Origin of the sequence: Amazonocrinis nigriterrae CENA67 (genome assembly GCF_016056305.1) — a bacterium.
Taxonomy (GTDB): Bacteria; Cyanobacteriota; Cyanobacteriia; order Cyanobacteriales; family Nostocaceae; genus Amazonocrinis; species Amazonocrinis nigriterrae.
Genome location: NZ_JAECZC010000004.1, coordinates 152,292 through 178,919, shown reverse-complemented (window position 1 = coordinate 178,919; position 26,628 = coordinate 152,292). Strand labels below are relative to the sequence as shown.

At 42.9% G+C, this 26,628-nt stretch carries 25 protein-coding genes; 13 read left to right on the top strand and 12 right to left on the bottom strand.

Going from position 1 to position 26,628, the window contains the following annotated elements; all coding sequences use genetic code 11:
- The first annotated feature begins 380 nt into the window (after positions 1 to 380).
- The 8 genes from I8748_RS04455 (at position 381) to I8748_RS04420 (ending at position 10,607) form a co-directional block, all read left to right on the top strand.
- The gene (locus I8748_RS04455) at positions 381 to 806 is read left to right on the top strand and encodes a hypothetical protein (protein WP_198123456.1); all 426 of its coding nucleotides are present in this window, start codon (positions 381 to 383) and stop codon (positions 804 to 806) included.
- Positions 807 to 910: 104 nt separating this feature from the next.
- On the top strand, positions 911 to 2,476 hold the full coding sequence (locus I8748_RS04450) for an efflux RND transporter periplasmic adaptor subunit (RefSeq protein WP_198123455.1): 1,566 nt from the start codon (positions 911 to 913) through the stop codon (positions 2,474 to 2,476).
- Positions 2,477 to 2,625: 149 nt separating this feature from the next.
- Positions 2,626 to 3,897: an ABC transporter permease gene (locus tag I8748_RS04445; RefSeq protein ID WP_198123454.1), complete on the top strand. Its 1,272-nt coding sequence runs from the start codon at positions 2,626 to 2,628 to the stop codon at positions 3,895 to 3,897.
- A gap of 77 nt (positions 3,898 to 3,974) precedes the next feature.
- On the top strand, positions 3,975 to 4,646 hold the full coding sequence (locus I8748_RS04440; RefSeq protein ID WP_318781191.1) for an ABC transporter ATP-binding protein: 672 nt from the start codon (positions 3,975 to 3,977) through the stop codon (positions 4,644 to 4,646).
- 173 nt (positions 4,647 to 4,819) lie between these two features.
- Positions 4,820 to 6,274 (top strand): TolC family protein, encoded by a 1,455-nt coding sequence (locus tag I8748_RS04435; RefSeq protein ID WP_198123453.1) that lies wholly within the window; start codon positions 4,820 to 4,822, stop codon positions 6,272 to 6,274.
- A 254-nt stretch (positions 6,275 to 6,528) separates the two neighbouring features.
- Positions 6,529 to 8,484: a response regulator gene (locus I8748_RS04430; RefSeq protein WP_198123466.1), complete on the top strand. Its 1,956-nt coding sequence runs from the start codon at positions 6,529 to 6,531 to the stop codon at positions 8,482 to 8,484.
- A 406-nt stretch (positions 8,485 to 8,890) separates the two neighbouring features.
- Positions 8,891 to 9,700, top strand: a complete 810-nt coding sequence (locus tag I8748_RS04425; RefSeq protein WP_198123452.1) for a TPM domain-containing protein — start codon at positions 8,891 to 8,893, stop codon at positions 9,698 to 9,700.
- Between the two features lie 286 nt (positions 9,701 to 9,986).
- Positions 9,987 to 10,607 carry a precorrin-8X methylmutase gene (locus tag I8748_RS04420; RefSeq protein WP_198123451.1) on the top strand — a complete coding sequence of 207 codons (621 nt, stop codon included), beginning with the start codon at positions 9,987 to 9,989 and terminating at the stop codon, positions 10,605 to 10,607.
- 136 nt (positions 10,608 to 10,743) lie between these two features.
- On the opposite strand, the gene I8748_RS04415 is transcribed toward I8748_RS04420, so the two are convergent.
- Positions 10,744 to 11,433 (bottom strand): phosphate ABC transporter permease, encoded by a 690-nt coding sequence (locus I8748_RS04415; RefSeq protein WP_198123450.1) that lies wholly within the window; start codon positions 11,431 to 11,433, stop codon positions 10,744 to 10,746.
- 55 nt (positions 11,434 to 11,488) lie between these two features.
- Positions 11,489 to 12,325 carry a 4-hydroxy-tetrahydrodipicolinate reductase gene (gene dapB, locus I8748_RS04410; protein ID WP_198123449.1) on the bottom strand — a complete coding sequence of 279 codons (837 nt, stop codon included), beginning with the start codon at positions 12,323 to 12,325 and terminating at the stop codon, positions 11,489 to 11,491.
- 193 nt (positions 12,326 to 12,518) lie between these two features.
- On the opposite strand from dapB, the gene I8748_RS04405 reads away from it, so the two are divergent.
- Positions 12,519 to 13,373, top strand: a complete 855-nt coding sequence (locus I8748_RS04405; protein ID WP_198123448.1) for a DUF72 domain-containing protein — start codon at positions 12,519 to 12,521, stop codon at positions 13,371 to 13,373.
- Between the two features lie 8 nt (positions 13,374 to 13,381).
- On the opposite strand, the gene I8748_RS04400 is transcribed toward I8748_RS04405, so the two are convergent.
- The 4 genes from I8748_RS04400 to I8748_RS04385 form a co-directional block, all read right to left on the bottom strand.
- Positions 13,382 to 13,846, bottom strand: a complete 465-nt coding sequence (locus I8748_RS04400) for a hypothetical protein (RefSeq protein WP_198123447.1) — start codon at positions 13,844 to 13,846, stop codon at positions 13,382 to 13,384.
- Positions 13,847 to 13,913: 67 nt separating this feature from the next.
- On the bottom strand, positions 13,914 to 14,054 hold the full coding sequence (locus tag I8748_RS04395; RefSeq protein ID WP_198123446.1) for a hypothetical protein: 141 nt from the start codon (positions 14,052 to 14,054) through the stop codon (positions 13,914 to 13,916).
- A 15-nt stretch (positions 14,055 to 14,069) separates the two neighbouring features.
- Positions 14,070 to 14,258: a hypothetical protein gene (locus tag I8748_RS04390; protein WP_198123445.1), complete on the bottom strand. Its 189-nt coding sequence runs from the start codon at positions 14,256 to 14,258 to the stop codon at positions 14,070 to 14,072.
- A gap of 18 nt (positions 14,259 to 14,276) precedes the next feature.
- Positions 14,277 to 14,465, bottom strand: coding sequence for a hypothetical protein (locus I8748_RS04385; protein ID WP_198123444.1), 189 nt, complete (start codon positions 14,463 to 14,465; stop codon positions 14,277 to 14,279).
- A 126-nt stretch (positions 14,466 to 14,591) separates the two neighbouring features.
- On the opposite strand from I8748_RS04385, the gene I8748_RS04380 reads away from it, so the two are divergent.
- The 3 genes from I8748_RS04380 to I8748_RS04370 all read left to right on the top strand — a co-directional run bounded on the left by I8748_RS04380 (position 14,592) and on the right by I8748_RS04370 (position 18,702).
- Entirely contained in the window at positions 14,592 to 14,972 is a 381-nt protein-coding gene (locus I8748_RS04380; protein WP_198123443.1) for a hypothetical protein, read from the top strand.
- A gap of 303 nt (positions 14,973 to 15,275) precedes the next feature.
- Positions 15,276 to 16,454: a sulfate adenylyltransferase gene (gene sat, locus I8748_RS04375; protein ID WP_198123442.1), complete on the top strand. Its 1,179-nt coding sequence runs from the start codon at positions 15,276 to 15,278 to the stop codon at positions 16,452 to 16,454.
- 97 nt (positions 16,455 to 16,551) lie between these two features.
- Positions 16,552 to 18,702, top strand: a complete 2,151-nt coding sequence (locus I8748_RS04370) for a caspase family protein (protein WP_198123441.1) — start codon at positions 16,552 to 16,554, stop codon at positions 18,700 to 18,702.
- Between the two features lie 121 nt (positions 18,703 to 18,823).
- On the opposite strand, the gene asnB is transcribed toward I8748_RS04370, so the two are convergent.
- The 4 genes from asnB to I8748_RS04350 form a co-directional block, all read right to left on the bottom strand.
- Positions 18,824 to 20,743 carry an asparagine synthase (glutamine-hydrolyzing) gene (gene asnB, locus I8748_RS04365; RefSeq protein ID WP_318781190.1) on the bottom strand — a complete coding sequence of 640 codons (1,920 nt, stop codon included), beginning with the start codon at positions 20,741 to 20,743 and terminating at the stop codon, positions 18,824 to 18,826.
- Between the two features lie 660 nt (positions 20,744 to 21,403).
- Complete coding sequence (locus I8748_RS04360) at positions 21,404 to 22,276, bottom strand: S-methyl-5'-thioadenosine phosphorylase (protein WP_198123439.1); 873 nt, start codon at positions 22,274 to 22,276, stop codon at positions 21,404 to 21,406.
- Positions 22,277 to 22,433: 157 nt separating this feature from the next.
- On the bottom strand, positions 22,434 to 22,574 hold the full coding sequence (locus I8748_RS04355; RefSeq protein ID WP_198123438.1) for a hypothetical protein: 141 nt from the start codon (positions 22,572 to 22,574) through the stop codon (positions 22,434 to 22,436).
- A 1,048-nt stretch (positions 22,575 to 23,622) separates the two neighbouring features.
- Positions 23,623 to 23,811: a hypothetical protein gene (locus tag I8748_RS04350; RefSeq protein WP_198123437.1), complete on the bottom strand. Its 189-nt coding sequence runs from the start codon at positions 23,809 to 23,811 to the stop codon at positions 23,623 to 23,625.
- A 224-nt stretch (positions 23,812 to 24,035) separates the two neighbouring features.
- On the opposite strand from I8748_RS04350, the gene I8748_RS04345 reads away from it, so the two are divergent.
- A complete protein-coding gene (locus tag I8748_RS04345; protein ID WP_198123436.1) occupies positions 24,036 to 24,797 on the top strand; it encodes a DUF6748 domain-containing protein in 762 nt (253 codons plus the stop codon).
- Positions 24,798 to 24,939: 142 nt separating this feature from the next.
- On the opposite strand, the gene I8748_RS04340 is transcribed toward I8748_RS04345, so the two are convergent.
- Both I8748_RS04340 and I8748_RS04335 read right to left on the bottom strand, forming a co-directional pair.
- Positions 24,940 to 25,101, bottom strand: coding sequence for a hypothetical protein (locus tag I8748_RS04340; RefSeq protein WP_198123435.1), 162 nt, complete (start codon positions 25,099 to 25,101; stop codon positions 24,940 to 24,942).
- Positions 25,101 to 26,429: a hypothetical protein gene (locus I8748_RS04335; protein ID WP_198123434.1), complete on the bottom strand. Its 1,329-nt coding sequence runs from the start codon at positions 26,427 to 26,429 to the stop codon at positions 25,101 to 25,103. Before I8748_RS04335 ends, I8748_RS04340 begins: the two co-directional genes overlap by 1 nt.
- Between the last annotated feature and the right edge of the window lie 199 nt (positions 26,430 to 26,628).

Below are 26,628 nucleotides of genomic sequence, written 5' to 3'. Positions count from 1 at the left end.
TCTCCCCCATCTCCCTCATCTCCCTCATCCCCCTATCTCCCCATTCCGCTGATGAGGTAGTTGTCATCTAAGTTATGTTTACCTACCTAATATCCAACAAATCTTTACTCCCACAAAGTAATTTTGTATTTTTTAATACTTTAAATTAGATTCAAAATTAAGTTTAATTACGTAGAAAAAATTAATCAGAAAATTGGTGACTAAAGTCATACATCAGTTGGTACTTACTAGTGACTTTGGTCATGCACTAAGTTGAGAATTTTAGAGCGATAATTACTAGCATGAATTTATACGACGTAGTGGTGAATGTTGGTTGCGATCACAGCTTTTAACAAAATAATCAGACCAAAAGTGAACAGCGCAAATCAGGAGCCAATTCCATGTTGAAACAAAACCGTGCATATATCCTCTTAGCAGCTGCCTTAATTATTGGGTCGAGTTTATTAACTGCACCTGCAAATGCCCAGACAAGAGTTCATGTTATCGGAGAACGCGATCAAAATTGGAACCGCGATCGCAGACAAAATTATAGACAAGATAGAACTCCTCTAGACAGAGCTAATTGGAACCGTCAGAACGAACCAACAGCCAGAATAGTTAGACTTGGGAATGGTGACATCAGACTTCCAAATGGAGATATTGTTCCTAGTAGGAGGTTAGTCAGACTGCGTGATAATTATTTCAGACTTCCCAATGGAGACATTTTACTTCCTAATGAAGAAATTGTTCCCAGTAGGAGGTTAGTAAGAGTGCGTGATAATTACTTCAGACTTCCCGATGGAGTAATTATACAAATAAACCTTTAAAACCCTAAAAACAGCAAAAATTAAATGCTTATAAAGCTACCACGTTATAGTTTAAGCCGTGAAAGATTAACTCGGTAGCCATTCTTTCTAAACTAAAAATAGATATGAAACTTGATACATCACAACCTGTGGATTCCCCAACTTTGGTTCCAGAAGTGAAAAAAAAAGGCAAGAATAACTGGCTGTCTTGGTTACTTGCTCTTTGCCTTCTGGGGGGAATTGGCTACACAGTTTATAACCGAATACCTCTGCTTTTAGGTCAACAAGCAACACGCACTGAACCTACACGACCTGTACAAAGGCGGAATCTCACAATCACAGTTTCAGCAAACGGCACCGTGAAGCCTGAACGCTCAATCAACCTCAGCCCGAAAAATTCCGGTGTACTCAAAAGACTGTTGGTCAAAGAAGGAGATATCGTCAAACAAGGACAGATTTTAGCTAACATGGACGATTCCAACCTGCAAGGGCAACTCACCTCTGCCAAAGGACAATTGGCACAAGCCGAGGCAAATCTGCAAAAGGCCCAAGCAGGGAATCGCCCTCAAGATATTGCCCAAGCACAAGCACAACTAGACGAAGCCCAAGCTAATTTAGAAAAAGTACGAGCAGGGAATCGTTCTCAAGATATTGCCCAAGCACAAGCACGTTTACAAAGCGCTCAAGCCGCCTTCAATAAAGCCGAAGATGATTTCCGTCGTAATCAGCAACTTTACACTGCTGGTGCTATTTCCCTTCAGACTCTCAACCAAACCCGCGCAGATCGTGATAGCGCTCAAGCCGCTGTAAATGAAGCACAGCAAGCACTGGCATTGCAAAAAGCTGGTTCGCGCCCAGAAGATATTGAGCAAGCAAAAGCCGTGGTGAACCAAAGACAGCAAGCTTTAGCGCTTCTCAAAGCCGGAACACGCACTGAAGATATAGATGCAGCCCGCGCTCAGGTGACATCTGCTCGCGGTTCGCTGCAAAACATCCAAGCCCAAATCAATGACACAATTATTCGCGCACCCTTTGATGGTGTGGTGACGAAAAAGTACGCCGATCCTGGCGCTTTCGTAACACCCACAACTGCCAGTAGTGATGTATCTTCCGCCACTTCTTCTTCAATTTTGGCTTTAGCTTCCACAAATGAAGTGGTAGCTAATTTAGCCGAAACAAATGTTTCCAAAATCAGCCTTGGTCAAAAAGTGACAATTACGGCTGATGCCTACCCCGGAAAAACCTTTGAAGGTAAAGTCAGCCAAATCGCTGCCCAAGCTGTAGTAGAGCAAAATGTTACTAGTTTTGAAGTGAGAGTATCACTCGCTGACCCCGAAAGGTTGCTACGGTCTGGGATGAATGTGTCAGCAGATTTTCAAGTTGGTCAATTGGAAAATGTCTTAGTAGTGCCAACAGCCTCAGTAGTGCGTCGAGAAAATGCCACAGGTGTGTATGTGGTAGGAGAGAATAACCAACATGTATTCACTCGCATTGAGACTGGTGCCACAGTAAATAACTTTACAGAAGTTAAGTCTGGATTGAAAGGCGATGAAAGAGTATTTCTCAGCTTTCCACCAGGTTCAAGACCGCAATCAACACCACGAGGAGGAGTTTTCCCTGGTGTAGGAGGAGGAGGTCGTTCTTCAGGTGGTGGTTCACGAGGCGGTAATTCTCGTAGTAGCGCTCCTTAAATTAGTGACTGGGGAGATGAGGGGATGGGGGAGATGAGGGAGATGAGGGGGATAATGGCCCAATTACCAATTACCAATTACCAATTACCAATTACCAATTACCAATTACCAATTACCAATTACCAATTCCCCAGTTTAAATAAAACAATATGTTTAAGGGTTTTTACAAAGGCAAGAGTACCAGGACAGTGCCATTGCTAGAAATCTTGTCAATGGCGGCAGAAACACTATGGAGTAACAAATTACGCACAGGACTAACAATGCTGGGCGTAATTATTGGCATTTCTTCAGTCATTGCCATTACTTCCGTTGGACAGGGAGTGCAAAAAGGAGTTGAACAACAAATACAAGCATTGGGTACAGATGTACTGCAAGTCTTAGCGGGTGCAGCCAGAAGCGGGAATATCCGACAAGGAGTAGGTTCTAGCAGTACTTTAACCTGGGAAGATGCTCAAGCGATCGCTACACAAGCGCCATCAGCACAATTGGTTTCTGCCTACCTACAACGCAGTGCCCAAGTTGTTTATGGAGGACAGAACACTTCCACAACTATCTATGGCACAGATTTGAATTACCCAGAAGTCAGAAATACTTTCCCCCAGCAAGGAAGATATTTTACTACTGAAGAACTAGATACTGCCGCACAAGTTGCTGTACTTGGGCCTACAGTTCAAAGAACCCTGTTTACACAAGGTGGTAATGTCATAGGCGAGAAAATCCGTATTCAGGGAGAAGCTTATCAAGTAATTGGTGTCATGGAACCGAAAGGTTCGCAAGGGCCAATAGATCGAGATGACCAAATTTTCATTCCTTTGACCAGTATGTCCAAACGACTGGTGGGAAACAATGCCTTGGTGGGCGTTTCTGTCAATGGGATTTTAGTTAAAAGCGCTAATCAAGAAGAATTGGAAGCTGCTCAGTTTCAAGTGACTAACCTTTTACGCCTGCGTCATGGAATCTATCCACCCCAAGCAGATGATTTCCGGCTGACCAACCAAGCTGATATTGTCAGCACCTTCACAAACGTTGTAGGTTTATTTACAGTCATGGTAGTAGCGATCGCTGGAATTTCCTTAGTCGTCGGTGGAATTGGTATCGCTAACATTATGTTAGTTTCCGTAGTAGAACGGACAAGAGAAATCGGCATTCGCAAAGCAGTAGGAGCCACCAATTCAGCCATCCTCAATCAATTTTTAGCAGAAGCGATCGTTATTTCCATCGTTGGTGGAGGCATTGGCATGGGAAGTGGTATTTTGATTGCCTTTGCCGCTGCAAACATCTTTAAATTTCCCTTTGTGATTTCTTTAGTATCAATAATTGTTGGCTTTGGACTTTCATTAGGCGTTGGCTTAGTAGCTGGCGTAATTCCAGCGCGGAATGCCGCCAAATTAGATCCAATTACTGCCTTGAGAAGCGACTAATGGGGACTGGGGAGATGGGGAGCAGGGGAGATAAGGGACAACTGACCAATAACAACTGACAACTGACAACTGACATTATGCCAACAATGATTTGGATGGAATCCATCACTAAAACTTATCGCTTAGGAGAAGTTAGTGTTCCCATACTTAAGGGAATTCAACTCTCCATTGAGGAAGGCGAATATGTCGCCATTATGGGTGCGTCAGGTTCGGGTAAATCCACGCTGATGAATATTATGGGGTGTCTGGATCGTCCCACAACTGGAAACTATATTCTTGAAGGCAGAAACCTAACTACTTTTAACGATGATGAATTAGCATATATCCGTAACCAAAGGATAGGTTTTGTTTTTCAACAATTTAACTTATTGGCACGTGCCACAGCACTGGAAAACGTTATGCTGCCTATGGTTTACGCTAACTTGCCCAAGCGAAAACGCCGTCAACGGGCATTAGCAGCCTTAGAAAGAGTGGGACTGGGGGAGCGTATCTTCAACCGTCCCAGTCAACTCTCTGGCGGACAACAACAACGGGTAGCCATTGCTCGTGCTTTGGTCAACCGACCTGCGTTGGTTTTAGCAGATGAGCCAACAGGAGCCTTAGACACCGAGACTTCCCATGAGGTCATGAATCTAATGACAGAACTTAATCAACAAGGAATCACCATTGTGATTGTCACTCATGAACCAGATATTGCTGCCCAAACTAAAAGGATTATCCGAGTCCAAGATGGTTTGATTTTAGGTTGATATGGGCATGGGACATGGGGCATTGGGAATAGGGGAGGAGGGTAGCAGGGGGGATGAGGGGGATGAGGGAGAATGACAATTAACAACTGACAACTGACAACTGACAACTGACAACTAACAACCTTTACAGGTTAACTTTATTTGTGCGAACTTATTTCACACGACATCAAAGTATGAATTTGAGCTTATTTCTTGTGCATTCTACCTGGATGGCAGCGGCGATCGCTATCATCCCAACTTTAACAGCGAGCGCAGGTGCAACAACTCCCCCAAAACCTCAGAATTCCTCCGGTGTCACGAGTACTAATTCTTTAGTAGCTCCCAATTATCTCAACCCTAATGCTAATCCTCTCCAGTTTCCCACCAAACCAGAAGAGGTGAAAATTCAAGGAACTGTACCCATTACTTTGGCACAGGCTTTGGAACTAGCAAAACGTAACAATCGGGATTTACAAGTAGCCATTTTCCAACTAGAACGCAGTCGTTCTGCTCTACGGCAGTCTCAAGCTGCCTTGTTTCCTACTGTTAATGCTAATGGTAGTTTAACTAACACTGGTAATGGTGTGCTAGAAAATGACTCAGCTAATACGGGTTCATCTGATACTTCCACCAACACTTTTAGTGGTTCAGTTGAACTAGGTTATAACATCTACACCTCTGGCAACCGACAAGCCCGTATCCGAGCTTCTGAGGAACAAGTACGTGTAGATGAGTTCAATGTGGAAACTCAGTCTCTAACTGTTAGTTTGAATGTTGCCACTCAGTACTATAATTTGCAAGGAGCAGATGAACAAGTACGAATTAGTCGGTCTGCTGTGGAGAATTCCCAGGCTAGTTTGCGAGATGCCCAAGCACGAGAGGCAGCTGGAGTGGGGACGCGTTTCGATGTGCTGCAATCTCAGGTGAATTTAGCAAATGCCCAACAACAGCTAACTAATGCTATTGCAAACCAGCAAATTGCCCGTCGCCAGTTTGGAACACTGTTAAGCTTGCCGCAGTCAGTTGATGTGAGTGCGGCAGATCCCGTGCAACTAGCAGGTGTTTGGCAGCCAACCTTAGAGCAAACTATTATACAAGCTTATCAAAACCGCCCGGAACTGCAAGGGCTGTTAGCGCAACGTAATATTTCTGAACAACAACGACGGCAGGCACTTTCGCAGCTGGGGCCACAAGTTAGCTTGACTGGTAGATACAATTTGCAAGACGTATATAACGATCGCATCAGTGCTACAGATGGTTATTCATTGGGAGTGCAAGCAAGTCTGACTGTGTTTGATGGGGGAGCAGCAAGAGCAAGTGCAGATCAGTCCAAAGCTAATATTGCGATCGCAGAAGCTCAATTTGCTAAGCAGCGCGACGATATTCGCTTTGATGTCGAACAGTACTATTCTCAGCTGCAATCCAACTTGAATAATGTGCAAACTTCTTCTGTCGCTTTAAACCAAGCTAGGGAAGCACTAACTTTAGCCAGGCTGAGGTTTCAAGCTGGTGTGGGTACTCAAACAGATGTAATTTCTGCTGAAAACGACTTGACAAGAGCTGAAGGTAATCGAGTCACAGCTATTTTGGATTACAACCGCGCTCTGACTAATTTACAACGCTCTGTTACTTCCAGGGCTTCGCGTTAGAAAGGGACTGGGGACTGGGGACTGGGTACTGGGGACTGGGAAAGAGATATATTTATAGATTCTTTCAATCGCCAATTCCCAATTCCCAATTCCCAATTCCCAATCCCCAATCCCTAGTCCCTTTTATATTGATCATTTTTCAACAATTTATAGACGTTATCAAGCAAGTAAGTTTATTCTAGGGAGGTTATAAATCAGCCACCTCCCCCTGCCGTTGCTCTGGAGAGCAACCCATTCGTTGGGGAGCAACCGTGATGAATCCACTTCGGTTTCTCTTACTAGAAGATAGTTATTTGGATGCAGAACTCATCGGGGCAACCCTATGTGAGGGCGGAGTTACCTGTGAAATAGTGCAAGTACAGACTCACACAGATTTTCTCACAGCGTTAGAAACTAAAGACTTCGATTTAATCTTGGCAGATTATTCCTTGCCTGCCTTTGATGGCATATCTGCCCTTAAAATAGCTCAAAATACTTGTCCAGACGTACCATTTATTTTTGTCTCCGGCAGTTTAGGAGAGGAGTTGGCAATTGAAACCCTCCAGTGTGGAGCAACCGATTATGTACTCAAGCAACGACTGGGACGATTAGTACCTTCAGTCCAACGAGCATTGCGGGAGGTAGAAGAACGCCGCGAACGCCAGCAGGCAGAAGCAAGGATGCGTCAGACTGAAACTCGCTTTCGTCTGATTGTAGAGAGTGCCAAAGACTATGCGATCATGACTTTGGATATGGCAGGTCATATTACTAGCTGGAATTCCGGAGCGCAACGACTATTTGGTTATAAAGAAGCTGAGATTGTTGGGCAACCAGGAAATATTATCTTCACGCCCGAAGAAATCGAACAGCGTCAACCCGAACAAGAAATGCAACTGGCGTTAACCCAAGGACGGGCAGAAAACGATCGCTGGCATGTACAAAAAAATGGTAGCCGTTTTTGGGGAAGTGGAGTGATTATGCCTTTGCGAGATGGAACAAATACCATTGAAGGCTTTCTCAGAATCATCCAAGATAAGACACAGCAACGACAAGCTGAAGAACAGTTACAGCAGCAAGCCCAACAGTTGCGCCAAGTCAATCAACTCAAAGATGAATTTTTAGCAGTTTTGTCTCATGAACTCCGCACTCCCCTCAATCCCATCTTAGGTTGGTCAACACTCTTACAAGCAAAGTCATACGAAAAAGCAACCATGGCACGCGGGTTGGAAACCATCGCCCGCAATGCTCAGATGTTGACACAATTAATTGACGATTTATTAGATGTTTCGCGGATTCTCAGTGGTAAACTCAGGTTATCTTTGAGAGCGCTTGACCTGACAAAAACAATCAAGGCGGCACTAGATACAGTGCAACTCGCGGCTGATGCCAAGTCAATTTCAATTCAGACAAACATACAACCTGATGTTGGCTACGTCTTTGCAGATGGCGATCGCTTACACCAAGTATTATGGAATTTACTCTCAAATGCCATCAAGTTCACGCCTAATCAAGGGCGAGTCGATGTCACATTCACTAGGCTAGGCACTCAAGCACAAATTCAAGTAGCAGACAACGGTACAGGAATTTCACCAGAGTTTTTACCTTATGTTTTTGAACGCTTCCGTCAGGCTGACGGCAGCACAACTCGTGAGTTTGGCGGTTTAGGACTGGGGTTAGCAATTGCTCGTCATTTGATTGAGCTACATGGAGGAACGATTCAGGCACATAGTCCAGGCGAAGGACAGGGAGCAATTTTTACAATTTGTTTACCACTAATGCCGACTGTGTTTGCTACTTCGCCGTCAACAACTAAAGTTGATACTAATCACACTCTCAGCAACCTTTCTGTTCTGCTAGTAGAAGATGAACTAGACACATTAGAGTTTCTGAAATTTGTGCTAGAGCAATCAGGGGCCACAGTGACGGCTGTATCCTCAGCACAAAAAGCTTTGAAAATCCTTGAGCAACACCAACCGGATTTACTTGTTAGCGATATTGGTATGCCAGAGATGGATGGTTACACCCTGATAAAACATATACGTTCTCATTTGTCAAGTAAAATTCAACAAATTCCAGCGATCGCATTGACAGCCTATGCTGGAGAAATTGCCCAAGAGCAAGCACTGCAAGCAGGTTTTCACAGGCATTTAGCTAAACCCATCGACCCAACGACATTTATTAGTGCGATCGTCAGTTTAGTTGGTAGAGTTCAATTCAAGTTGAGATGCTGAGAAAGAAAACTGATGACTGAAAACAGGGTGTAGGGTGTAGGGTGTGGGGTGTAGGGAAAGACACTTTGCCCCATATCCATTTAAGGTACATAGTAGGGGCGGGTTGGGGATTGGGAAGAGATTTCTGTACTACGCAGGGTGAGTTTGAATCCCCATTCCCCATTCCCCATTGCCCCTTATCCCCAGAGGGGGCCCCGAGTTCCCCATTCCCAATTCCCAATTCAAAAAGTACAAAAGCTACTTTTGCAAAATCTCAGTTCCACAAAAATGAGTAAGCAAGACATAGGCTTTGCTTTGAACCCCTAGATTAGAGTAAAGTAAACAAGTGTAAAGAAGTTTCACTTTTCCCGTACTCATTTAAAACAACTTGTTCACTTCTACCGTTAATATTTATATACAAACGTCCATGCAGTTTTGTTTTTGGCGAAGACTTCTAATATCCATTGCAGTATTTTTCTTAGCTGGGTCAATTTGGGCGATGCATTCTCCCCCAGCACTGGCTTATGACAATCCAGAGTTACTACCAGACACTTTTACCCCAGTTGTAGACTTAGCGAAATCTCTCCCCGACGCGCAAGAAGAAAAACTGGTTAAAGATTTAGAGCAATTTGAAACCGATACTGGCTGGAAATTGCGAGTACTCACCCAGTACGATCGCACCCCAGGTCGGGCAGTAATAAAATATTGGGGTTTGGATGACAAGAGTATTTTATTGGTAGCCGATTCTCGTGGCGGTAATATTCTCAGTTTCAGTGTTGGCGACGCTGTGTATGAACTTCTACCCCGTACTTTTTGGATAGAACTGCAAACTCGCTTCGGCAATTTATATTTTGTGCGAGAACAAGGCGAAGACCAAGCCATCCTCCAAGCCTTAGATTCAGTTAAAAGCTGTTTGCTCAAAGGTGGTTGCAACGTTGTTCCCGGACTGCCACGAGAACAATGGATTCTCACCCTCATTACCTCAGTCATTGGTGGGATAATTTGTGGATTTGCAGCTCAACCCCGTAATGAAAAACAAGTTATAGCTTGGCAATGGGCTTTAATTTTCTCTCCTTTATGGGGAATATTGTTTATTGCCTTCGGTATTGGGCCAGTAGTGACGCGCACAACTGACTGGTTACCACTAGTTCGTAATATCTCCGGTTTTTTCATCGGCGCTTTGGTTGCTTACCTATCTCCTATTTTCAGTCGGCCCTCTTCTAGTGCTGAGTCCTAAATTCCAATTTAGGAGTTTGGAGTTAGGAATTTTTAACACTCTTTGTGGCGAGTCCCCAGTTTCCATTCGCCTACCTGGGTCAGAAACCCGTCTACAAAGCTGACTCCTTTTAACTCCTTATTTGTTTGTACTCACAACTGAGTTAGAAGTTACGAATTTTTAATTAACTCCTCACTCCTAACTCCTAACTTTCAACTCATAACTCCTCACTCCTAACTTTCAACTCCTAACTCCTAACTCTCGTGAGCTGATAAGCTGAAAGCTGGTATCTCAGAGCTAAATTACAATGGAATGGCATGTAACTGATGCTCAAAGTCTAGCAATCATTGATAGCGAAATCGGCGATCATGTTTTTTCGCCCGCAGAGTATGAAATTGTTCGGCGGGTGATATATGCTACTGCTGACTTTGAGTATAAGTCCTTAATTCGTTTTTCTGAGCGTGCCTTACAAGCTGGTGCAGCAGCATTAGCAGCGCGTACAACGATTGTAGTAGATGTACCATTGGTACAAGTAGGTATTGCCTACGACATTCAAAACACTTTCGCGAATCCAGTGTATTGCAGCATGGAAGCTTTGACGCGCCCCCAAAAAGAAAAAACTCGTGCAGCTTGGGGAATGGAAACCCTAGCCAAGCGTTACCCAGAGGGTATCTTTGTGGTGGGTCAAGCGCAAACAGCACTGACAGCATTGCTTGATTTAATTGCAGCCGAGGAAATTCGACCCGCTTTGATCATTGCTACTCCTGTGGAATTTGTCAGTGTAGATGCTGCAAAAGACATCTTGGAAGACTCGCTAGTGCCTCACATTACTATTAACAGTCGCAAAGGCAATGCAGTAGTAGCCGCTGCGATCGTTGATGGGTTGGTAGACTTGGCTTGGCAAGCTTATGGGCAAGATAGGAAATGATACAAAGTTAGGAGTGAGGGAGATGAGGGAGATGAGGGAGATGAGGGAGAAATAACTCCTAACTCCCAACTCATAACTCCTAACTCCCAACTCCTAACTCCCAACTCCCAACTCCTAACTCTTAACTCCTCACTCTTCACTCGTCATACTGACGGCGGCGACGGCGAGGTGGTCTTTCCTGTCGGTCTTGACGCAAGCGGCGACTGACTTCATTAAAGAAATCTTGGCGGACATAAGGATAATCATTTACCCACAGGTCGTGGCTGGGAATGTATACTTCAGTGAAGTCATCAATACTGCTTAAATCTGGACGATTTGACATCACTATCATTTCTGCAATTTGACCACGAGCAATAACTTTGTGAGCAGGACGTAGTGGTGCTTCTAACTCTACGCTAAATCCTGTGTCATCACCCACCTCTAAGTTAATGCGTTTTTCTCGATTTTCAATAATCACCAACTCGCCTTTGCTGTTGACGGTTTCTTGTTTGCCAATCAATCGGTCTGTGATCCACCAATCGAGTATTCGGCCACGAAAAAAGCCGCTGTACTTGTAACGGCGGCTTTTTGCATTCCGCACACTTGCCTGAAACACTGGATACCATAGCCAAAAAAGCGCGCCGATCACCCCAAGAAAAAACATGATTGGCCCAAACTGTAGCCCAAACACGGCTCTTATAAGTAGAATTACAGATACAGCAACTACAGAAACTAACAGCCGCTGCAAAAAATTTGAAAATTTTCCCCAATAGTACTTGTACTGCGGGCCAGTGGCAATTAAGGGGACGAGTTGGTCAAATTTCTGGCGAGTCAGGGGGACTATCATAAGTGCAGTGTGCTGTGTAGTAAGTTTGAAGAGGCGCAAGACTTTGCGCCCGAACTTAGAGTATTTTTTCTAATCCATATACTAACGACTTTAACTGCAAGACTTTGCGAATTGCTAGTAAAACTCCTGGCATATAACAAGAGCGATCGCTTGTATCATGCCGTAATGTATAAATTTGACCAGGTGCGCCAAAAATCACTTCCTGATGGGCTATGAGTCCTGGCAAACGTACACTATGAATTCTGATGCCTTCATCAGCTAAACTGCCCCTTGCACCAGCTAACTTTTCAGTTTCTTCTACAAGAGGAGGGTTAAAAGTTTTACCAAATTCAGCTAGTAATTGCGCGGTTTGAATGGCTGTACCGCTGGGAGCATCTGCTTTTTGGTTGTGATGTAGTTCAATAATTTCTACATGGTCAAAATATTGAGATGCTGTGACTGCGGCTTGTTGCAACAGCACCATACCAATGGAAAAGTTGGGAATAATCAGACAGCCAGTACTAGCTTTTTCAGCAAAATCTGCCAAATCTTGAATTTGTTCTGGACTTAAGCCAGTAGTGCCAACTACAGGGCGAATACCGTAGGCGATCGCACTGCGAACATTATCATAAACTGAATCGGGATGAGTAAAATCTACAATTACCCCAGGTGGTAGCTGTCTTTCGCCAGCCACATAGCCCAACATGGGTTCCAATTGATTAGTGATGGGAACTTCCAGCGGTTCACTTAAACCCGCCAGTTCTCCAGCATCTTTACCTTGATGTTCGGGGCTGGTGTCAATTGCACCCATTAAATTCAAGTCTGGTGCTTGGGACACCGCTTTAATTACCTCGCGTCCCATTTTACCAGCAGCACCATTAATAATAACTGGGATAGGCGCTTGATTTGTCATAGGTCAATAAACGCTTTTTGAGTCAACAAGGGAATTTTAAAGGACAAGGGGATGGGAAGATAGGGGGATGGGGAGATGAGGGGGATGAGGGAGATAGGGTGAATAACAACTGACAACTGACAACTGACCACTGACATCGACTCATCCCCTAAACCTACTTGTACAATTAATTAAATTGTTTGTACAAAAGCTTGTGAACTTTTTTATTGGGTGTGCAGTTTGGGCATATAAAGGTTGGGTGGGTGAATTTTATCCTCAAGGTACTCGCACTACCGATTTTCTCTACCTCTACAGCCGTCGCTTGACTACAGTTGAAGGGAATACCACTTTCTACGCTGTACCTAATCAAGAAACTGTAACCCGTTGGGCATCGGAAACACCCCCAGGTTTTGAATTTTGTCTGAAATTACCGCGAGATATCACCCATAAAGGTTTACTACAACCCAATATTCCGGCTGCTTTAAATTTTCTGGAAGGAATGCGTCCTTTAGGTAAACATCTTGGGCCAATATTTGCCCAATTGCCGCCAAGTTATGCACCTGTATTACTAGAAGATTTGGCTGCCTTTCTGGAAGCTTGGCCGCGCACAGAAGCACCGTTGGCGCTAGAGGTTAGGCATCGCGCTTGGTTTAATGAACCTCACAATAGTCATTTAACAGAACTTCTAGAAAAGCTTGGTGTGGGACGAGTACTGTTAGATTCGCGTCCTATCTACACTGGAGATGATGACCCCCAGTTACAATCAGAACGGCGCAAACCTAAATTACCAGTGCAATTTAGTGTGACAGCGCCTTTTAGCCTGATTCGGTTTATTTCTCATCCGAATTTATCTGTGAATCAGCCTTTTATGGAAGAGTGGGTCAGGCAAATTCAACAGTGGTTGCAGACGGGAAGACGGATTTATTTCTTTGTTCATTGTCCTGTAGAAGAGCGATCGCCCAATACGGCGCGTTATTTCCAAAAGCTATTAGAACAAAGTGATGTAGCAGTTCCACCTCTACCTTGGAATCACCTAGATCATCCTCCTAATCAGTTGAGTTTGTGGTAAATCATCTGTTAAGCATGAGTGCCTATACTTCTACGTGGTTGATAGTTTGGGTATTTTTGATTGAATTCTACTTGCAGCGCCAGTATCTCATTTTTAAGTTTTTTCGATTGGTTACGATACAACCAAGGTAGCCAATACAGGGTTTTATATACACATAATGGTGCAATGTCCATATGAGCTTTAATAATCTCAAGTACTCGTTTATGGCCTAAACCTTGTAAAACTGCTTTAATCCACCATTCCACTGTACTTGCATCACCGTAGACAAGCCCTTTTTCAAGAATCACTTCCAAAAAAATGGGCTTGAGTTGAGATCGCTTGGTTAATTGACAACCTTTCCAAGTGTTTGCATTTAACACACGCCAAACAAAGGTAAATTTCTGCTCTTCTTCAAGTTGACGAAGCCACTTGACTAACTCATTTTCCTGTTTTAAGTCCATTCGTTCATCAGCGTATTCTATAGGGTCAAACATACTTGATGCAAGGTGTCAAGGAATCATAATTTATGATGTAGAATTGCCATAACCAACAAAGTAGCGATCACTTTTCTCCTAGTTCTTGCAAAATCGCCTCAAATTCTTCCCAATTCATATTCTGGATAGTCACTACACTATCAGGCACTAACTGTATTTGGCTAACAGGCTTAACAGCAAAAGATACAGCAATCGTCAGCAATTCCAAATTAAAAACTATTGATTACTTTTGCTTAATCTCATCTAATGCTTTCTGAATTGCACGACGGCAAAATTCAGGAGGGTCTTCCTGCTGCTGGACTTCTTCTTTCATCGTTTTCGTGATACGCAAGTTTAGTCTTTCAGTTAAGGGTTCTTCTCTATCCGTAGTAAAAGGCTTTAAACTTTCTGGATTCCCTTTGGGGTTTGGCATTGTATAGAAATGTAAACACTATTTTTGCTTATTCTTGTCTAATGCTTCTTGAATTGCACGACGGCAAAATTCAGGAGGGTCTTCCTGCTGCTGGACTTCTTCTTTCATCGTTTTCGTGATACGCAAGTTTAGTCTTTCAGTTAAGGGTTCTTCTCTATCTGTAGTGAACGGCTGTAAATTTTCTGGCTTTCCTTTAGGATTGGGCATTGTATAGAAATATAAATATAATTTGAATTTCTGGTAGGCATGACATTAAATTTTAATTGGTGGGTACTAAGTTTGACGAACGAGATACCCACCAATATCCCATTAGAAACGAGACACTTCTATTTTATGTTCACAAGGTCAGAACTGGAAATCAAAACCATCCAGGAGTTACGCCAATTGTGCCAAAGGTACGGCGTTAGACCAACAGGGAATGCTGGCTACAAAGTCAGCTACATTACTACCTTAATGGCATTCCCCGCGTTAGGGATTCAACAATTCCAAGAAAGTAGAGGTTTGAGGACTCCTAGTTTCGCCAGCTTCGAGAATATTGCTACAACAGTTGATGAGATAAATTCACCCACTGATGAGCAGATAGCGTTGATTAGAATTTCACTAGAGGGTAGACGGATGAATATCCCTGATAGGTATGATCAAGAAAGGCTACTGATGATTTACAAAGCGAAACTCGCACTGGAACAGGCCATAGACTTCCTAGGAATGCGATAAGCAATTAATAATTAAGTGAGTTGAGAGGGACTTTCCCTCTTTTTTTATGCTTGCACGATGCCCAATGCCCTATGCCCCATGCCCAACGCTTTTATTTTCGTCCAGCGACTTCTAGTGAGATAATAAAAAACTTGACTAGAAAATTAGTTGCAAAACCGAGGCTTAAAAGCAAGGTAAACAGGCAATTGACTATGGATGTACTAGAAAATAGCAATTTTTCAGTGTCAGTTCTTGATGCACCTGGTTTTGCATATGATGTACATAATCTGAAACAATAGCAGTAAAAGTAAAGAGGGGATTACGTTGAGTCAACATCCAGATGCCATTGCCCCCCACGGTGGACAGTTGGTTAATCGCATCGCCACACCTGAACAACAGGCAGAATTTCTCTCGAAGGCGGAATTTTTGCCGCGAGTGCAACTTGATGAACGGGCGGTTTCTGATTTAGAAATGATTGCGATCGGCGGTTTTAGTCCACTCACAGGTTTTATGAACCAAGAAGACTACGATCGCGTGGTGACAGAAATGCGATTGGCTAACGGTCTTGTATGGTCAATTCCCATTACCCTGTCGGTAGCTGAAGAAGTTGCAACTCCATTAAAGGAAGGCGGCTTAATTCGGCTAGATAACTCCACAGGTCACTTTATCGGGGTTTTGCAACTCACGCAAAAATATCGTTACGACAAAACCCGCGAGGCGATCAATGTCTACCGCACCGATGATCCTAACCATCCTGGTGTGCAAGTAGTGTACAACCAAGGTGCTATACACCTTGCTGGTGATATCTGGCTATTGCAACGCGATCCCCATCCTCAATTCCCAGCTTATCAAATAGATCCAGCCGCCTCACGGCAGATATTCCGAGAAAATGGTTGGAAAACCATTGTTGGGTTCCAAACTCGCAACCCCATCCACCGCGCCCATGAATATATCCAAAAGTGCGCTTTGGAAACAGTAGATGCTTTATTTTTGCACCCATTGGTAGGGGCAACCAAAGATGATGACATTCCCGCCGATGTGCGGATGCGCTGTTATGAAATTTTGCTAGAACACTATTACCCCCACGATCGCGTGATTTTGGCAATTAATCCTTCAGCGATGCGTTACGCTGGCCCTCGTGAGGCCATCTTCCATGCTTTAATCCGCAAAAACTACGGTTGTACCCACTTTATCGTCGGACGAGATCATGCAGGTGTTGGTAACTACTATGGCACTTATGATGCTCAATACATTTTTGATGAATTTGAGCCAAGTGAATTAGGCATTGTGCCAATGAAATTTGAACACGCTTTCTACTGCACGCGTACTAAGCAGATGGCGACAACTAAAACTAGTCCCAGCAAGCCAGAAGAACGTATTCACCTGTCGGGAACAAAAGTTAGAGAAATGCTGCGTCGCGGTGAATTACCCCCACCAGAATTTTCTCGTCCTGAAGTCGCAGCAGAACTGGCGCGGGCCATGCAAATCGAAGTATTGGCTTAGGACATGTGAGTTGGGAAATAGTATAAACTTTAACTTTACAGTGCAGACTTTAGCCCTTTAAGCTGTTAGCTGAAGGGCTGAGGACTGATGGCTAATTATGAAGCGGCGGAGTTTTTTACAACGGATTGGCTCAATACTCGCGGTGTTGGGTATAACTGAAACTGAGTGGTTGACTTTAGGCGATCGCTATTATCAAGCTTTAGCACAACCCAATCCCCGGAAATTAGCATTATTGATAGGTATTAATCAATACCCCCAAAGTCCATATTTGAGTGGTTGTCTCACCGATGTGGAACTGCAAACAGAACTGTTGATGCATCGCTTTGGCTTCCTAGCCTCAGACATTCTGACTTTAACTGATGAACAAGCTAGTAGGGAATCCATTGAAGCTGCTTTTTTAGAACATTTAGGTAAGCAGGTTAAATCAACAGATGTAGTTGTTTTCCACTTTAGCGGCTACGGTACTCGGATTCAATTAGAAACATCGTCAGATACGCTGCAAAATGCATTAGTTCCAGCTAATGGATATCAAAGCGAGACAATAGTCAACTATGTATTAGAAGAAACTTTATTATTGTTGTTGCGATCGCTCCCCACTGAGCATGTCACAGCAGTATTAGATACTAGCTATTATGCTCCTACCACAGCCCAGCTAGCAGGATCACGAATTCGCGCCCGCCCAGAACTCCCAGAAGCACAGCTAGCAGCACCAGAACTCGACTTTCTCCAACAACTGAAAACTCAGAAATCACTCAGCCATCCCATTGTGCTATCAGCTACCTCAAACCCCAAACAGGTAGCCAGAGAAGTACTATTTTCGGGATTTAGTGCAGGGTTATTTACCTACGCCTTGACACAATACTTTTGGGAAACCACCCCAGCAACAACAATTCAAGTTAGCCTTGATCATGTAAGAAATTCTATGCAGCAGTTGGGTAACAAACAGTACCCCAATTTAGCGAACGAACAGAAAAATCAACAGGCAGCATTAACTATTGAGAATTTGCTATTAGATAGTAATATTGGTGCAGAAGGAGCAATAATTGCAATTAAAGAAGAAGGCAAAGCTAATTTGTGGTTGGGGGGACTACCTCCAAAAGTATTGGAATACTATGGAGTTAATTCTCGACTGAAATTATTAACTGGAGAAGAGTTAATATTGCGATCGCGTACTGGGTTAACTGCAAAAGCCCAAATTTCTCAAATTGAAGCAGCAAATTCCCCACAGGCTGGACAACTTTTCCAAGAATCAGTCAGGGTATTACCCCGAAGTATTAATTTAACAGTTGCCCTGGATACTAGACTAGAAAGAATTGAACGAGTAGATGCTACAAGCGCCTTTGCTGGAGTTGGTCGCATTTCGGTGGTAGTGGCGGGAGAACAACCTGCTGATTACGTATTTGGCAAACTACCGCAAACTTCTAGTCGCTATGGTCTATTTTCTCTAGGTGGTGAGCTAATTCCCAATACTGTCGGAGAAATTGAGGAAGCTGTGAAAATAGCAGTACAGCGGTTAGGGCCGAAGTTACCAACCTTGCTAGCAGCTAAGTTATGGCAACTCACAGAAAACCAAGGTTCTTCTCACTTGCAAGTCAAGGCAACCTTAGAGATCATTAGTGGTATATCGCCTCGCATAGTATTGCAGCGAGAAACAGTCCGAACTCTCAACACAGGAACTTCGCTAAAAAAATCACTCAGCAGTAGAGACGATTCGGCGAATCGTCTCTACTCAGCACTCAGCACTCCCACTGTGTCTATTGGTAGTAAGATGCAATATAGAGTGCAAAATAATAGCGATCGCGCAGTATATTTAATGCTGTTGGGATTAAAAAACAGTAGTACAGCGATCGCTTTTTATCCTTGGCAAACTTCCCAGGATGCAAACACAGCAACTAAACCTTTACTCAAACAAGTAGTCATCGCCCCAGGCGAAACTCTAATTTTACCACAGAATATTACTGCATCGGAATGGGTAATTTCCGGCCCAGCTTATGAGTCCGAACATCAACTGATTTTCAGCACTTCCCCCTTCAGCGAAACCCTCAAAGCCTTAGAAACTGCTAAGTATCCCGCAGGAGAACAGCCAATTGGTGCATTGGTGAATCCCTTAGAAATTGCCCAAGCCTTGTTACAAGACTTGCATAACGCCAGTACAGTCAAAGCTGAAATGAACGGTACAGCTGCTGACTCATATATCTTGGATGTGAATAATTGGGCAAGTCTCAGCTTTAGTTATCAGGTAGGTTAACTCAAATCTTGCATTTGCCCTAACTCCCGCCAAGAAATTAATTTCTTGGCTAATAGCTTAACTCCACTAAAGTGGACTAAAACCAAACAGCGTCACAGCACGAGCGCACTTTGCTATATATTTACGTCAATGCAAACTTTTCTTGTAGAAAGTAAGTACTGAGTACCCTTAACAAGAAAAAGTCTGTGGCTGCACGTTGACTTTCGTTGATTGTCGGTAGTTTTTCAAGCAATTGAATAATTGCAGCTTGATTATAAAAAGGTACACAAGACATTGCTGAACTCCGTAGAGAGTCTTGTATTAGTTGCTGTAATGCTTCGTTGGGATTATATGTTGAAGGTGGAGCTATAAATGGATGTTTTTGGCGTTTGTATACTGTATCTGTGATGAATGGCTTTGCTGCTTCTCGCAAAACATATTTCTCAGTCAGGCCACTAATTTTTAGTGAAACGGGCATATTGCGAACTAATTCAACAACTTTGTGATCCAAAAATGGTAGTCGTCCTTCAATGGAATGTGCCATTTCCACGCCATCACCCAACATCCGCAAAAGGTAATTGGCTAAACTTGTTTTTGACCACAAATAGAGAGATTGATTTATAATTTCTCTGCCTTTGAGTTGTCCTTGTACATCTAGGTGATTGAAAAACATTCGATATACATCCTGTCCTTGAAATTGGTCAATCACTTCTGGTGAGTAGAACCGAATAGAATCGAGATGTCTTTGTGCCGCAGCTAGCATCCAAGATGGGATAAAGCCTAACAATCGCTCAATAGTATTTAAATCTGGAATTGATTGATCTTCAGCAAATAAAAAACTAACTGAAACTTGATTTTTATCTCTCAATTCTTTTAATAAATATTTTATAGTATCTTCATCTTCTTGTTGCTGGTTATAGAGTAATTTATCTTGGCGAAAATGAACATATCCTCCAAAAATTTCGTCTGAACCTTCTCCAGTTAATACAACTTTATAGCCTGCATCTCTGGCAGCACGACTTAATAAATACTTGGCAGTAGTATTGGCATTTAGACTTAACATTTCACAATGCCAAATTGTATCAGCAAAATGATCAGCGATGTCTTTTTGATTAACAGGAATAACCTCGATATCAGCTCTACAATATGCTGCTGTTTCACGAGCGATCGCTTCTTCATCATAAGCTTCATGTTCAAAAGCGATCGTAAAAGCCTTCAGGGGTTCCGAACTATGAGATGCTGCTATTCCTAACACTGTAGACGAATCAAGACCACCGCTGAGATAGCAGCCAACTGGCACATCAGCTCTTAAACGTAATTGTATTGCTTCATCTAATGTCTGGCGCAGTTGTTGAATGTAATCTTCTTGTGTACATTGTTGGGATAAATAATTATCACTTTGGGGATAATCAAAGTCCCAGTAACGATGTAGTCTCATACCAGCATCAGATGCTAGTAAAAAATACCCAGGAGGCACTTGATATACATTAGCGTATAGAGTTCGACCTGAAGATAAAACACCCCATGAATCTTGCCAGAAGGCTTCGTGATCCCAACAAGCTGGTACACCTGCGGCAAACAAAGCTTTGACTTCGGAAGCTACATAAAGAGTATTGCCATAAATGGTGTAATACAACGGCTTAATACCAAAGCGATCGCGCGCAGCAAATAGCACTTCATTGCGTTGATCCCAAATTATAAAAGCAAATTCACCTCGTAAATAATGTAGGCATTGTGTACCAAATTCATCATATAAATGAAGGGCAATTTCACTGTCACACTTAGTTTGTAGGTGATAACCGCGTTGCTTTAAATCACGTTGTATCCGTTCAAAGTCATAAAACTCGTTATTAGCAATCAAATGCAGACTTCCATCTTGATTACTCATTGGCTGTTCGCCACCTATTAAGTCGATAATACTGAGTCTTCTATGCCCTAAAGCAACTCGTCGGTCAGGAGAAATCCAAAATTTGTGTCCGTCTGGGCCTCGATGTTTTAAGCAATCCATTCCTAATTTCAAAGATGACTCAGAAATTGGCGTTTGTCCTGAAAATAATGCCACTATGCCACACATAAATTGATGTTTTGATTCTTGAGTACATCTACAACAATATCTATCAGCCCAGGAAGAGTATCATCCTTCTTTAGGAGAGTGTGACATTATTTTATCCTTACAAAAAGGGGGAGCAGGGGTGAAAAAATTTGTATCAGATTTTTCGTGAAATGGTATAACGCACCGTATTGGCGTGGTGGTGCGTTAGAGGATGTTTTAAAAGTCCTGTTATTAGTAGCCAAATATTTTAGATCCCCCTAAATCCCCCTTAAAAAGGGGGACTTTGAGCAGTATTCCCCCTTTAAAAAGGCAGGGCTGTTTCGTTCCCTAAAATAGGTAAAATTGCAAGATTCAAACAGATAAAAATTGAGAGCAAGCGCACAATTTTAGTAAAAAATTTTTGCGCTTTTAACCAAAAATACGCGATTTTTCTTTGCGTCTTTGCGACGGCAGTCGCTACAACGGGAAGGCAGCCGTGTAGGCGGGTTTCCCGACTTGAACGGACTGCCGTGGGAACCCCTGCAACGCGCTGCCTCGTCTTTGCGTGAGATTATCCTCAGTACAAATCCCCATCATCAGCGAATGAAACAGCCCTGCCTTAGTAAGGGGAAGGTTGGGCAGGGGTAACGCAAGAATTATGGGCAATTTGCCGGACATGATATAAGATACTCACAAATACTTCTGCAACAACAACCCCAACTTTTCCTTCGTCTGTGTCGGTGCTTTATCCAACTGAGTTAAAATTGCATACTTTAAAGCTGAATGTGCATCACTAGGGGGTAGATTTTCACTTAAACGCCGTACAGTTTCTTGAATCACCTTTTGAGCATTCACTGCATTGCGCTGCAAATTACCAATCACCATTTCCACTGTCACACTATCGTGATCTGGATGCCAACAATCGTAATCTGTCACCAGCGCCAAAGTTGCATAGGCAATTTCTGCTTCCCTGGCTAACTTCGCCTCTGGTAAGTTCGTCATCCCAATTATTTTTGCGCCCCAACTGCGGTAAAGATGCGATTCCGCCTTAGTGGAAAATGCCGGGCCTTCCATGCATACATAAGTGCCACCGCGATGGAGAGTCACTTCTGGTAAATTCAGAGAAGCGATCGCATCCCCTAGCACCCCAGCCAAATTTTGACAAATCGGTTCGCCAAAAGCAATATGAGCCACAATGCCTTCACCAAAAAAGGTGGAAACTCGATTTTTCGTTCTATCAATAAATTGATCTGGCACCACCATATCGAGTGGTTTAGCCTCTTCCTGCAAAGAACCTACAGCACTGGCTGAGATTAAATACTCCACACCAAGTTGCTTCATTGCATATATGTTGGCACGAAACGGTAACTCTGAAGGCAATAAAGTATGATTACGCCCATGACGTGCTAAAAAAGCTACCCTAGTCTCATCTAAAGTTCCCAAAATTAAAGCATCAGAAGGCGAACCAAAAGGTGTTTCTACATGCACCTCTTTTACATCTTTGAGGGCATCCATTTTGTATAAACCGCTGCCACCAATAATCCCAATTTTAGCTTGAGTCATAATTCTTAATTTGTTGATTGTTGTGTCCTTTTTTCCCACAGAGAATGCATATCCTCTGGTTGCCCCTGATAATTGAGCATCTAGTCAGAAATAATTATCCACGGCTGTGCATTGCGTGTCCAAACATTTCCTACAGGACGTAACCAACTTGTATCATCTAATTAGAGCGATCGCTGCATGTAAAACTGTCCACTAGATAACCAGACTTGGCACTGGGTGAGGTGGTGAGGGTGAATGAGGGATAGGCGGTTGTTGCTCTTAAGAGCGATCGCTTCACTTCCAGCAGTCGCCACCGCATAGCACTTGCTCCTGCACAGTATCTAGTAGAACTGACGCACTGAAAACCTGAAACTTCTGTTTAGCAATGCTTTTTCAGGAAGCTAGAAGTTTCCATGTTTTTAAGCTGTTACCAAAATTGTTACAAGAGTATTGCCTGTCTGCAGTTGCTTTATCATGATATGTAGTTAAGCTCCTCACACCACACAAAAAGTCGTGAAACACTGTGTTTCACGACTTTTTTCTGAAAGGGTGATTTCAAATATAGCTGTCGCCAGTAGTGTTAGGACATCAACAGATGATAAAACCTAGACACAAAAAGACTTTTCACCCAGTCCCCAGCTATAGCTGTACATCAACTAATTATTTGGGGTCTTGTCAGCTTTTGGTGATCAATAGTGGGTTGGTTTAGGCAGAACGCAGAGGGCAGAGGGCAGAAGGAAGAAGGTTGACAGGCGATGGCTTCGCCAACACCTTCGGTGAACGCAGTACTTTTCGGTCTACTGACTTTTTAGAACTGATAAGCGCGAACATGATATTGTTTCTGATTCTCTAGATAATATTAAAAAACCCTTAATCAATCTCATGAAAGAAGACATTGACTATTAAAATGTCAATAATAGTAATAAATCTTAACAAAACCTGTTCCTGACTTCTGTTGACTTGTAGCCATGTTTTCATCTAAGGAAAGAGAAAGATTCTTTCATACACAACTGGTTAAATATGGCGTAAATTACCAAAAAGCCGCCAAAGTCGCCAGAATCGTAGCATCTGGTTGCCCTGATGACTTTCTGACCGAGGAAGAGATTCGACTTAGCAAAGAAGTGTGTCAAGACTGGTTAAGACAGCACCAGCGTGTAACCTCAATTTTAAGAGAGCATACGAAAATAAGGTAACTAAAATATCACGCATAGCCCGCTCCCCCTGCTTACCCTCACCTGGCAATGCAAGGGTTGGTCGAGTACTAGTAGTCTGCCAAAAAGATTTTGACAGGCACAGGGATTGGGTAAGGGGAAAAGGGGAAAGGTTTTTAATTTCTTTCCCTTTTCCCTTTCCCCGGTCTTCACCTGTCAAAATTTGCGTGGTGAACTACTAGTCTGAATTGCATCTGGCAAATTACTCATTCTGAAAATTGTAACAATTCGCAAAAGATATACATAGATGATGGTGGTATTATTTTTTTGTATTTGACTATTAAAAGCCTTTATAACCTTCAAGACCTCTGCCAATTTACCAGGGTGAGTTGATGATGCTTTCATGATTTAACTCCCTTCTCTGTAAGGTTTGGCAAAAACAATAAGTCCTAAAAACTCCTTTCAGGTTTCCTGCAAGGTTTTTTTAACGTATTGTCAGCAGTGTAAAAGTTCTGACATTCCAACCTACCTTGTTAATTAAACGCTTAGTGTATGGGGAATTTTGCCAGTTTTTCTAGAGTCTGATTTTGACAAAGGTATTGAACCCGGAAACAAAATTTAAACATCCCATGAACAAAAGATTACTTGACTACAAATACCCATTCATTCTCCTATTAGGTGCTTTAATTGCTAGCTTCGGATTTTTCTTGAAAGTATCTGCTCAAGACATTTCTGCTCCAGACACTACTGATTCTGTTGCAGTCACTGTCAAAAATCAAGAGTTTCCTCAGTGGGGATATTACACAGTGCGAAGGGATTTTCGCAAATGTATTTCTCCTATATGTGGGGGATATTTCATCAAGCAGGTCAACTTGAAAGCTACTCCTTGCATCGATGGTGTTTTTCGCGAGGAATGCTATGTGTCTGCAATTGATTGGAGTTCCCTGAAAGTAGCACCTGACGAACTGGCAAAAATCCAAAATGATGATGGTAGCCGTGTGATTCTCAGAGGTAGCATAGTTCCAGTGGAATTTCCTGGATTCGGTGAGTTTGGGAATTTGAGAGTTAAAGAAGCCTTCATAGCCGCTACAGATACCCCAGCGAAAGGTACTTTTGTGGGACTAAAAAACAATGGCATTGTCTGCATCACCACTCCTTGCTTCTCCACAGATAAGCTTGTTTTGAATAAGCCTAAGATTTCTCAAGTTTCGTCAATCGATTTGAGTCTAACGGGTGCAACACCAGAACAAATTGAAGCAGCAACAAGAGAAATTTTCGGTAAAGGTTTGATTACTGTAGGTAAAACTGAGGTAGTGAACAACTTAGATCCGACCAAGAGAGATACTAAGTTTGTGGCTACACAATTTTATCTGAGAGTGGAACCGAACTAAAAGAATTTCGATATGGATATCGCATTGGTCAATCTGGCCAGTGCGATGAACAACACCCAAGCTCTCGAAGCTGCCGCCTTAATTTTAAAGGAAAAAAGCAGACTATAAACAATAGCGATCGCTGGAAATTGTAGTCTAATTACTAAATTGCAGAAATCTTGGTTTTTTTAATCAGCGTTGATGGTGTCTTTGTATTCGGGTAGCAGGTGTTGGGGGCGATCGCTCCCCCACAACTCACCCCATCCACTCGACCCAATTGGGAGCGATCGCACACTTGATTGAGCTTTGACTGACCCTGACCCACTATTGAAAACCCTTTGCGGCCTTTTTTTGCCCTTTACCCTTGGGCTTGGATTTGTTAACTTCTGCAACAGCCTCTTGAAATAAGTTGTGCAGATGTATGGGGACACTGGCAATTTCTGGTAACTCTGGCTGGATAGGTTTGCCGAATTCTTGTAAAAGTGTATCTAAGTCACTTTCTAGGCTAAATTCTGGACGTTGCAAAACAGTTTGCAATACCTTTTCTAATTGAGTTGGGTACTGTTGGGCTAAGCGATGCCAAATAAAGGCGTTAATACTTTTGTCTGTGAGGTAAAAGCGAATTAGTTTTTCAGCCCCTTCAACGCTTTGCCAATCTTCAGCTGACAAAATTGTTTGGATTTTACTGTACGTTGGTAAAAACATTTGTCCCCAACGGGGATGAGAAATAGCTGTCACCTGTTCTGCTTTCTTCAGTTCCGCAGGTAAATCAACTTTTGGCATCATCATTTTGCTGTTGCCACTTTTAGCATTCAATATCTGAGAAACGACTTTTGAATCACCACCAATTTCTGCAACTGCTGCTTTAATTTCTTCTTCGTCAATATCGGCTTCTGCTGCGACTTCACTGAGAGATTTGGAAGTATCAAGTCCTGCTGCTGCTAAGTGTTTCTCAGTGATGATTTCTTGGAATTCAGCGATTTTTTTATTCAGTTGGTATCCAGGTAAGGTGATTTCATCACTGCCAAAAAAGTCAACAAACTGCTGATGATATGTAGCTACAGATTCCCAAGCTGCCTCTAGTAATTCTGGTGCATCGCTGTAAAGTTGATTTTTATAGTTGTCTTTGAAATTACCAATGGCTACAGCAAGTTTTGGTTTACCTAATTTGCCCATGAGTGTGTAGGGGCCAGAAAATGTCCAGTAGCTATCAGTAACCGGAGAGATGCGAGTTAATAAGATTTCTCCGGCTTTCAAGCGAGACAATGCTTGTAATGTTTGGGCATTGTTTGGCTTGACGAGGTAATGTTTATCTGTCAGCCAGTTAGTTAACTCAAAGCCATCACCAAGGATTTGAGTAATAGCAAATAACCCAATAAAACTATGATGCCAGCTGTGAATCAGGTTGCGATCGCTTGATGATAAATCAGGATGGTTATCTATAAATAATTCTAGTGGTGATTTTTCACCTACTCTTCCTTCTGTGAGAAAGCTATCGATAATTAAATCCTGCTGTGTAGTATCGCCACTGCCACGGCGTAACTGTTCTGCTGCATAGGTTTCTAGTGCTTGTGCCAGTTTACCTTCAGCATCAAGGACAAAATCAACTATAGCTTGTTTGAGGGCGTGCGATCGTTCTAGTATGGCATCCACAAGTAAATCTCTCGGTTCAACAGTTGTAGATTATGGGTTCCGAGATCAATTTAGCATCTAGCAATGGCTAGATATGTAGGAATTGGGAATGGGGAACTCGGGGCCCCCACGACTGAAGGGAGTGGGGATTAGGGGCAATTGCGAATGGGGAATTGGGAACTGCCGAAAGGGTTCCCCAGCATCAAGCCAGTGGCGTCCA

What these genes read in the sequence shown, in the direction of transcription:
- I8748_RS04455 (WP_198123456.1), top strand. Translation starts at nt 381, where the DNA reads ATGTTGAAACAAAACCGTGCATATATCCTCTTAGCAGCTGCCTTAATT.
- I8748_RS04450 (WP_198123455.1), top strand. Translation starts at nt 911, where the DNA reads ATGAAACTTGATACATCACAACCTGTGGATTCCCCAACTTTGGTTCCA.
- I8748_RS04445 (WP_198123454.1), top strand. Translation starts at nt 2,626, where the DNA reads ATGTTTAAGGGTTTTTACAAAGGCAAGAGTACCAGGACAGTGCCATTG.
- I8748_RS04440 (WP_318781191.1), top strand. Translation starts at nt 3,975, where the DNA reads ATGCCAACAATGATTTGGATGGAATCCATCACTAAAACTTATCGCTTA.
- I8748_RS04435 (WP_198123453.1), top strand. Translation starts at nt 4,820, where the DNA reads ATGAATTTGAGCTTATTTCTTGTGCATTCTACCTGGATGGCAGCGGCG.
- I8748_RS04430 (WP_198123466.1), top strand. Translation starts at nt 6,529, where the DNA reads ATGAATCCACTTCGGTTTCTCTTACTAGAAGATAGTTATTTGGATGCA.
- I8748_RS04425 (WP_198123452.1), top strand. Translation starts at nt 8,891, where the DNA reads ATGCAGTTTTGTTTTTGGCGAAGACTTCTAATATCCATTGCAGTATTT.
- I8748_RS04420 (WP_198123451.1), top strand. Translation starts at nt 9,987, where the DNA reads ATGGAATGGCATGTAACTGATGCTCAAAGTCTAGCAATCATTGATAGC.
- I8748_RS04415 (WP_198123450.1), bottom strand. Translation starts at nt 11,433, where the DNA reads ATGATAGTCCCCCTGACTCGCCAGAAATTTGACCAACTCGTCCCCTTA.
- dapB (WP_198123449.1), bottom strand. Translation starts at nt 12,325, where the DNA reads ATGACAAATCAAGCGCCTATCCCAGTTATTATTAATGGTGCTGCTGGT.
- I8748_RS04400 (WP_198123447.1), bottom strand. Translation starts at nt 13,846, where the DNA reads ATGTTTGACCCTATAGAATACGCTGATGAACGAATGGACTTAAAACAG.
- I8748_RS04390 (WP_198123445.1), bottom strand. Translation starts at nt 14,258, where the DNA reads ATGCCAAACCCCAAAGGGAATCCAGAAAGTTTAAAGCCTTTTACTACG.
- I8748_RS04385 (WP_198123444.1), bottom strand. Translation starts at nt 14,465, where the DNA reads ATGCCCAATCCTAAAGGAAAGCCAGAAAATTTACAGCCGTTCACTACA.
- I8748_RS04380 (WP_198123443.1), top strand. Translation starts at nt 14,592, where the DNA reads ATGTTCACAAGGTCAGAACTGGAAATCAAAACCATCCAGGAGTTACGC.
- I8748_RS04370 (WP_198123441.1), top strand. Translation starts at nt 16,552, where the DNA reads ATGAAGCGGCGGAGTTTTTTACAACGGATTGGCTCAATACTCGCGGTG.
- I8748_RS04360 (WP_198123439.1), bottom strand. Translation starts at nt 22,276, where the DNA reads ATGACTCAAGCTAAAATTGGGATTATTGGTGGCAGCGGTTTATACAAA.
- I8748_RS04355 (WP_198123438.1), bottom strand. Translation starts at nt 22,574, where the DNA reads ATGCGGTGGCGACTGCTGGAAGTGAAGCGATCGCTCTTAAGAGCAACA.
- I8748_RS04350 (WP_198123437.1), bottom strand. Translation starts at nt 23,811, where the DNA reads ATGAAAGCATCATCAACTCACCCTGGTAAATTGGCAGAGGTCTTGAAG.
- I8748_RS04345 (WP_198123436.1), top strand. Translation starts at nt 24,036, where the DNA reads ATGAACAAAAGATTACTTGACTACAAATACCCATTCATTCTCCTATTA.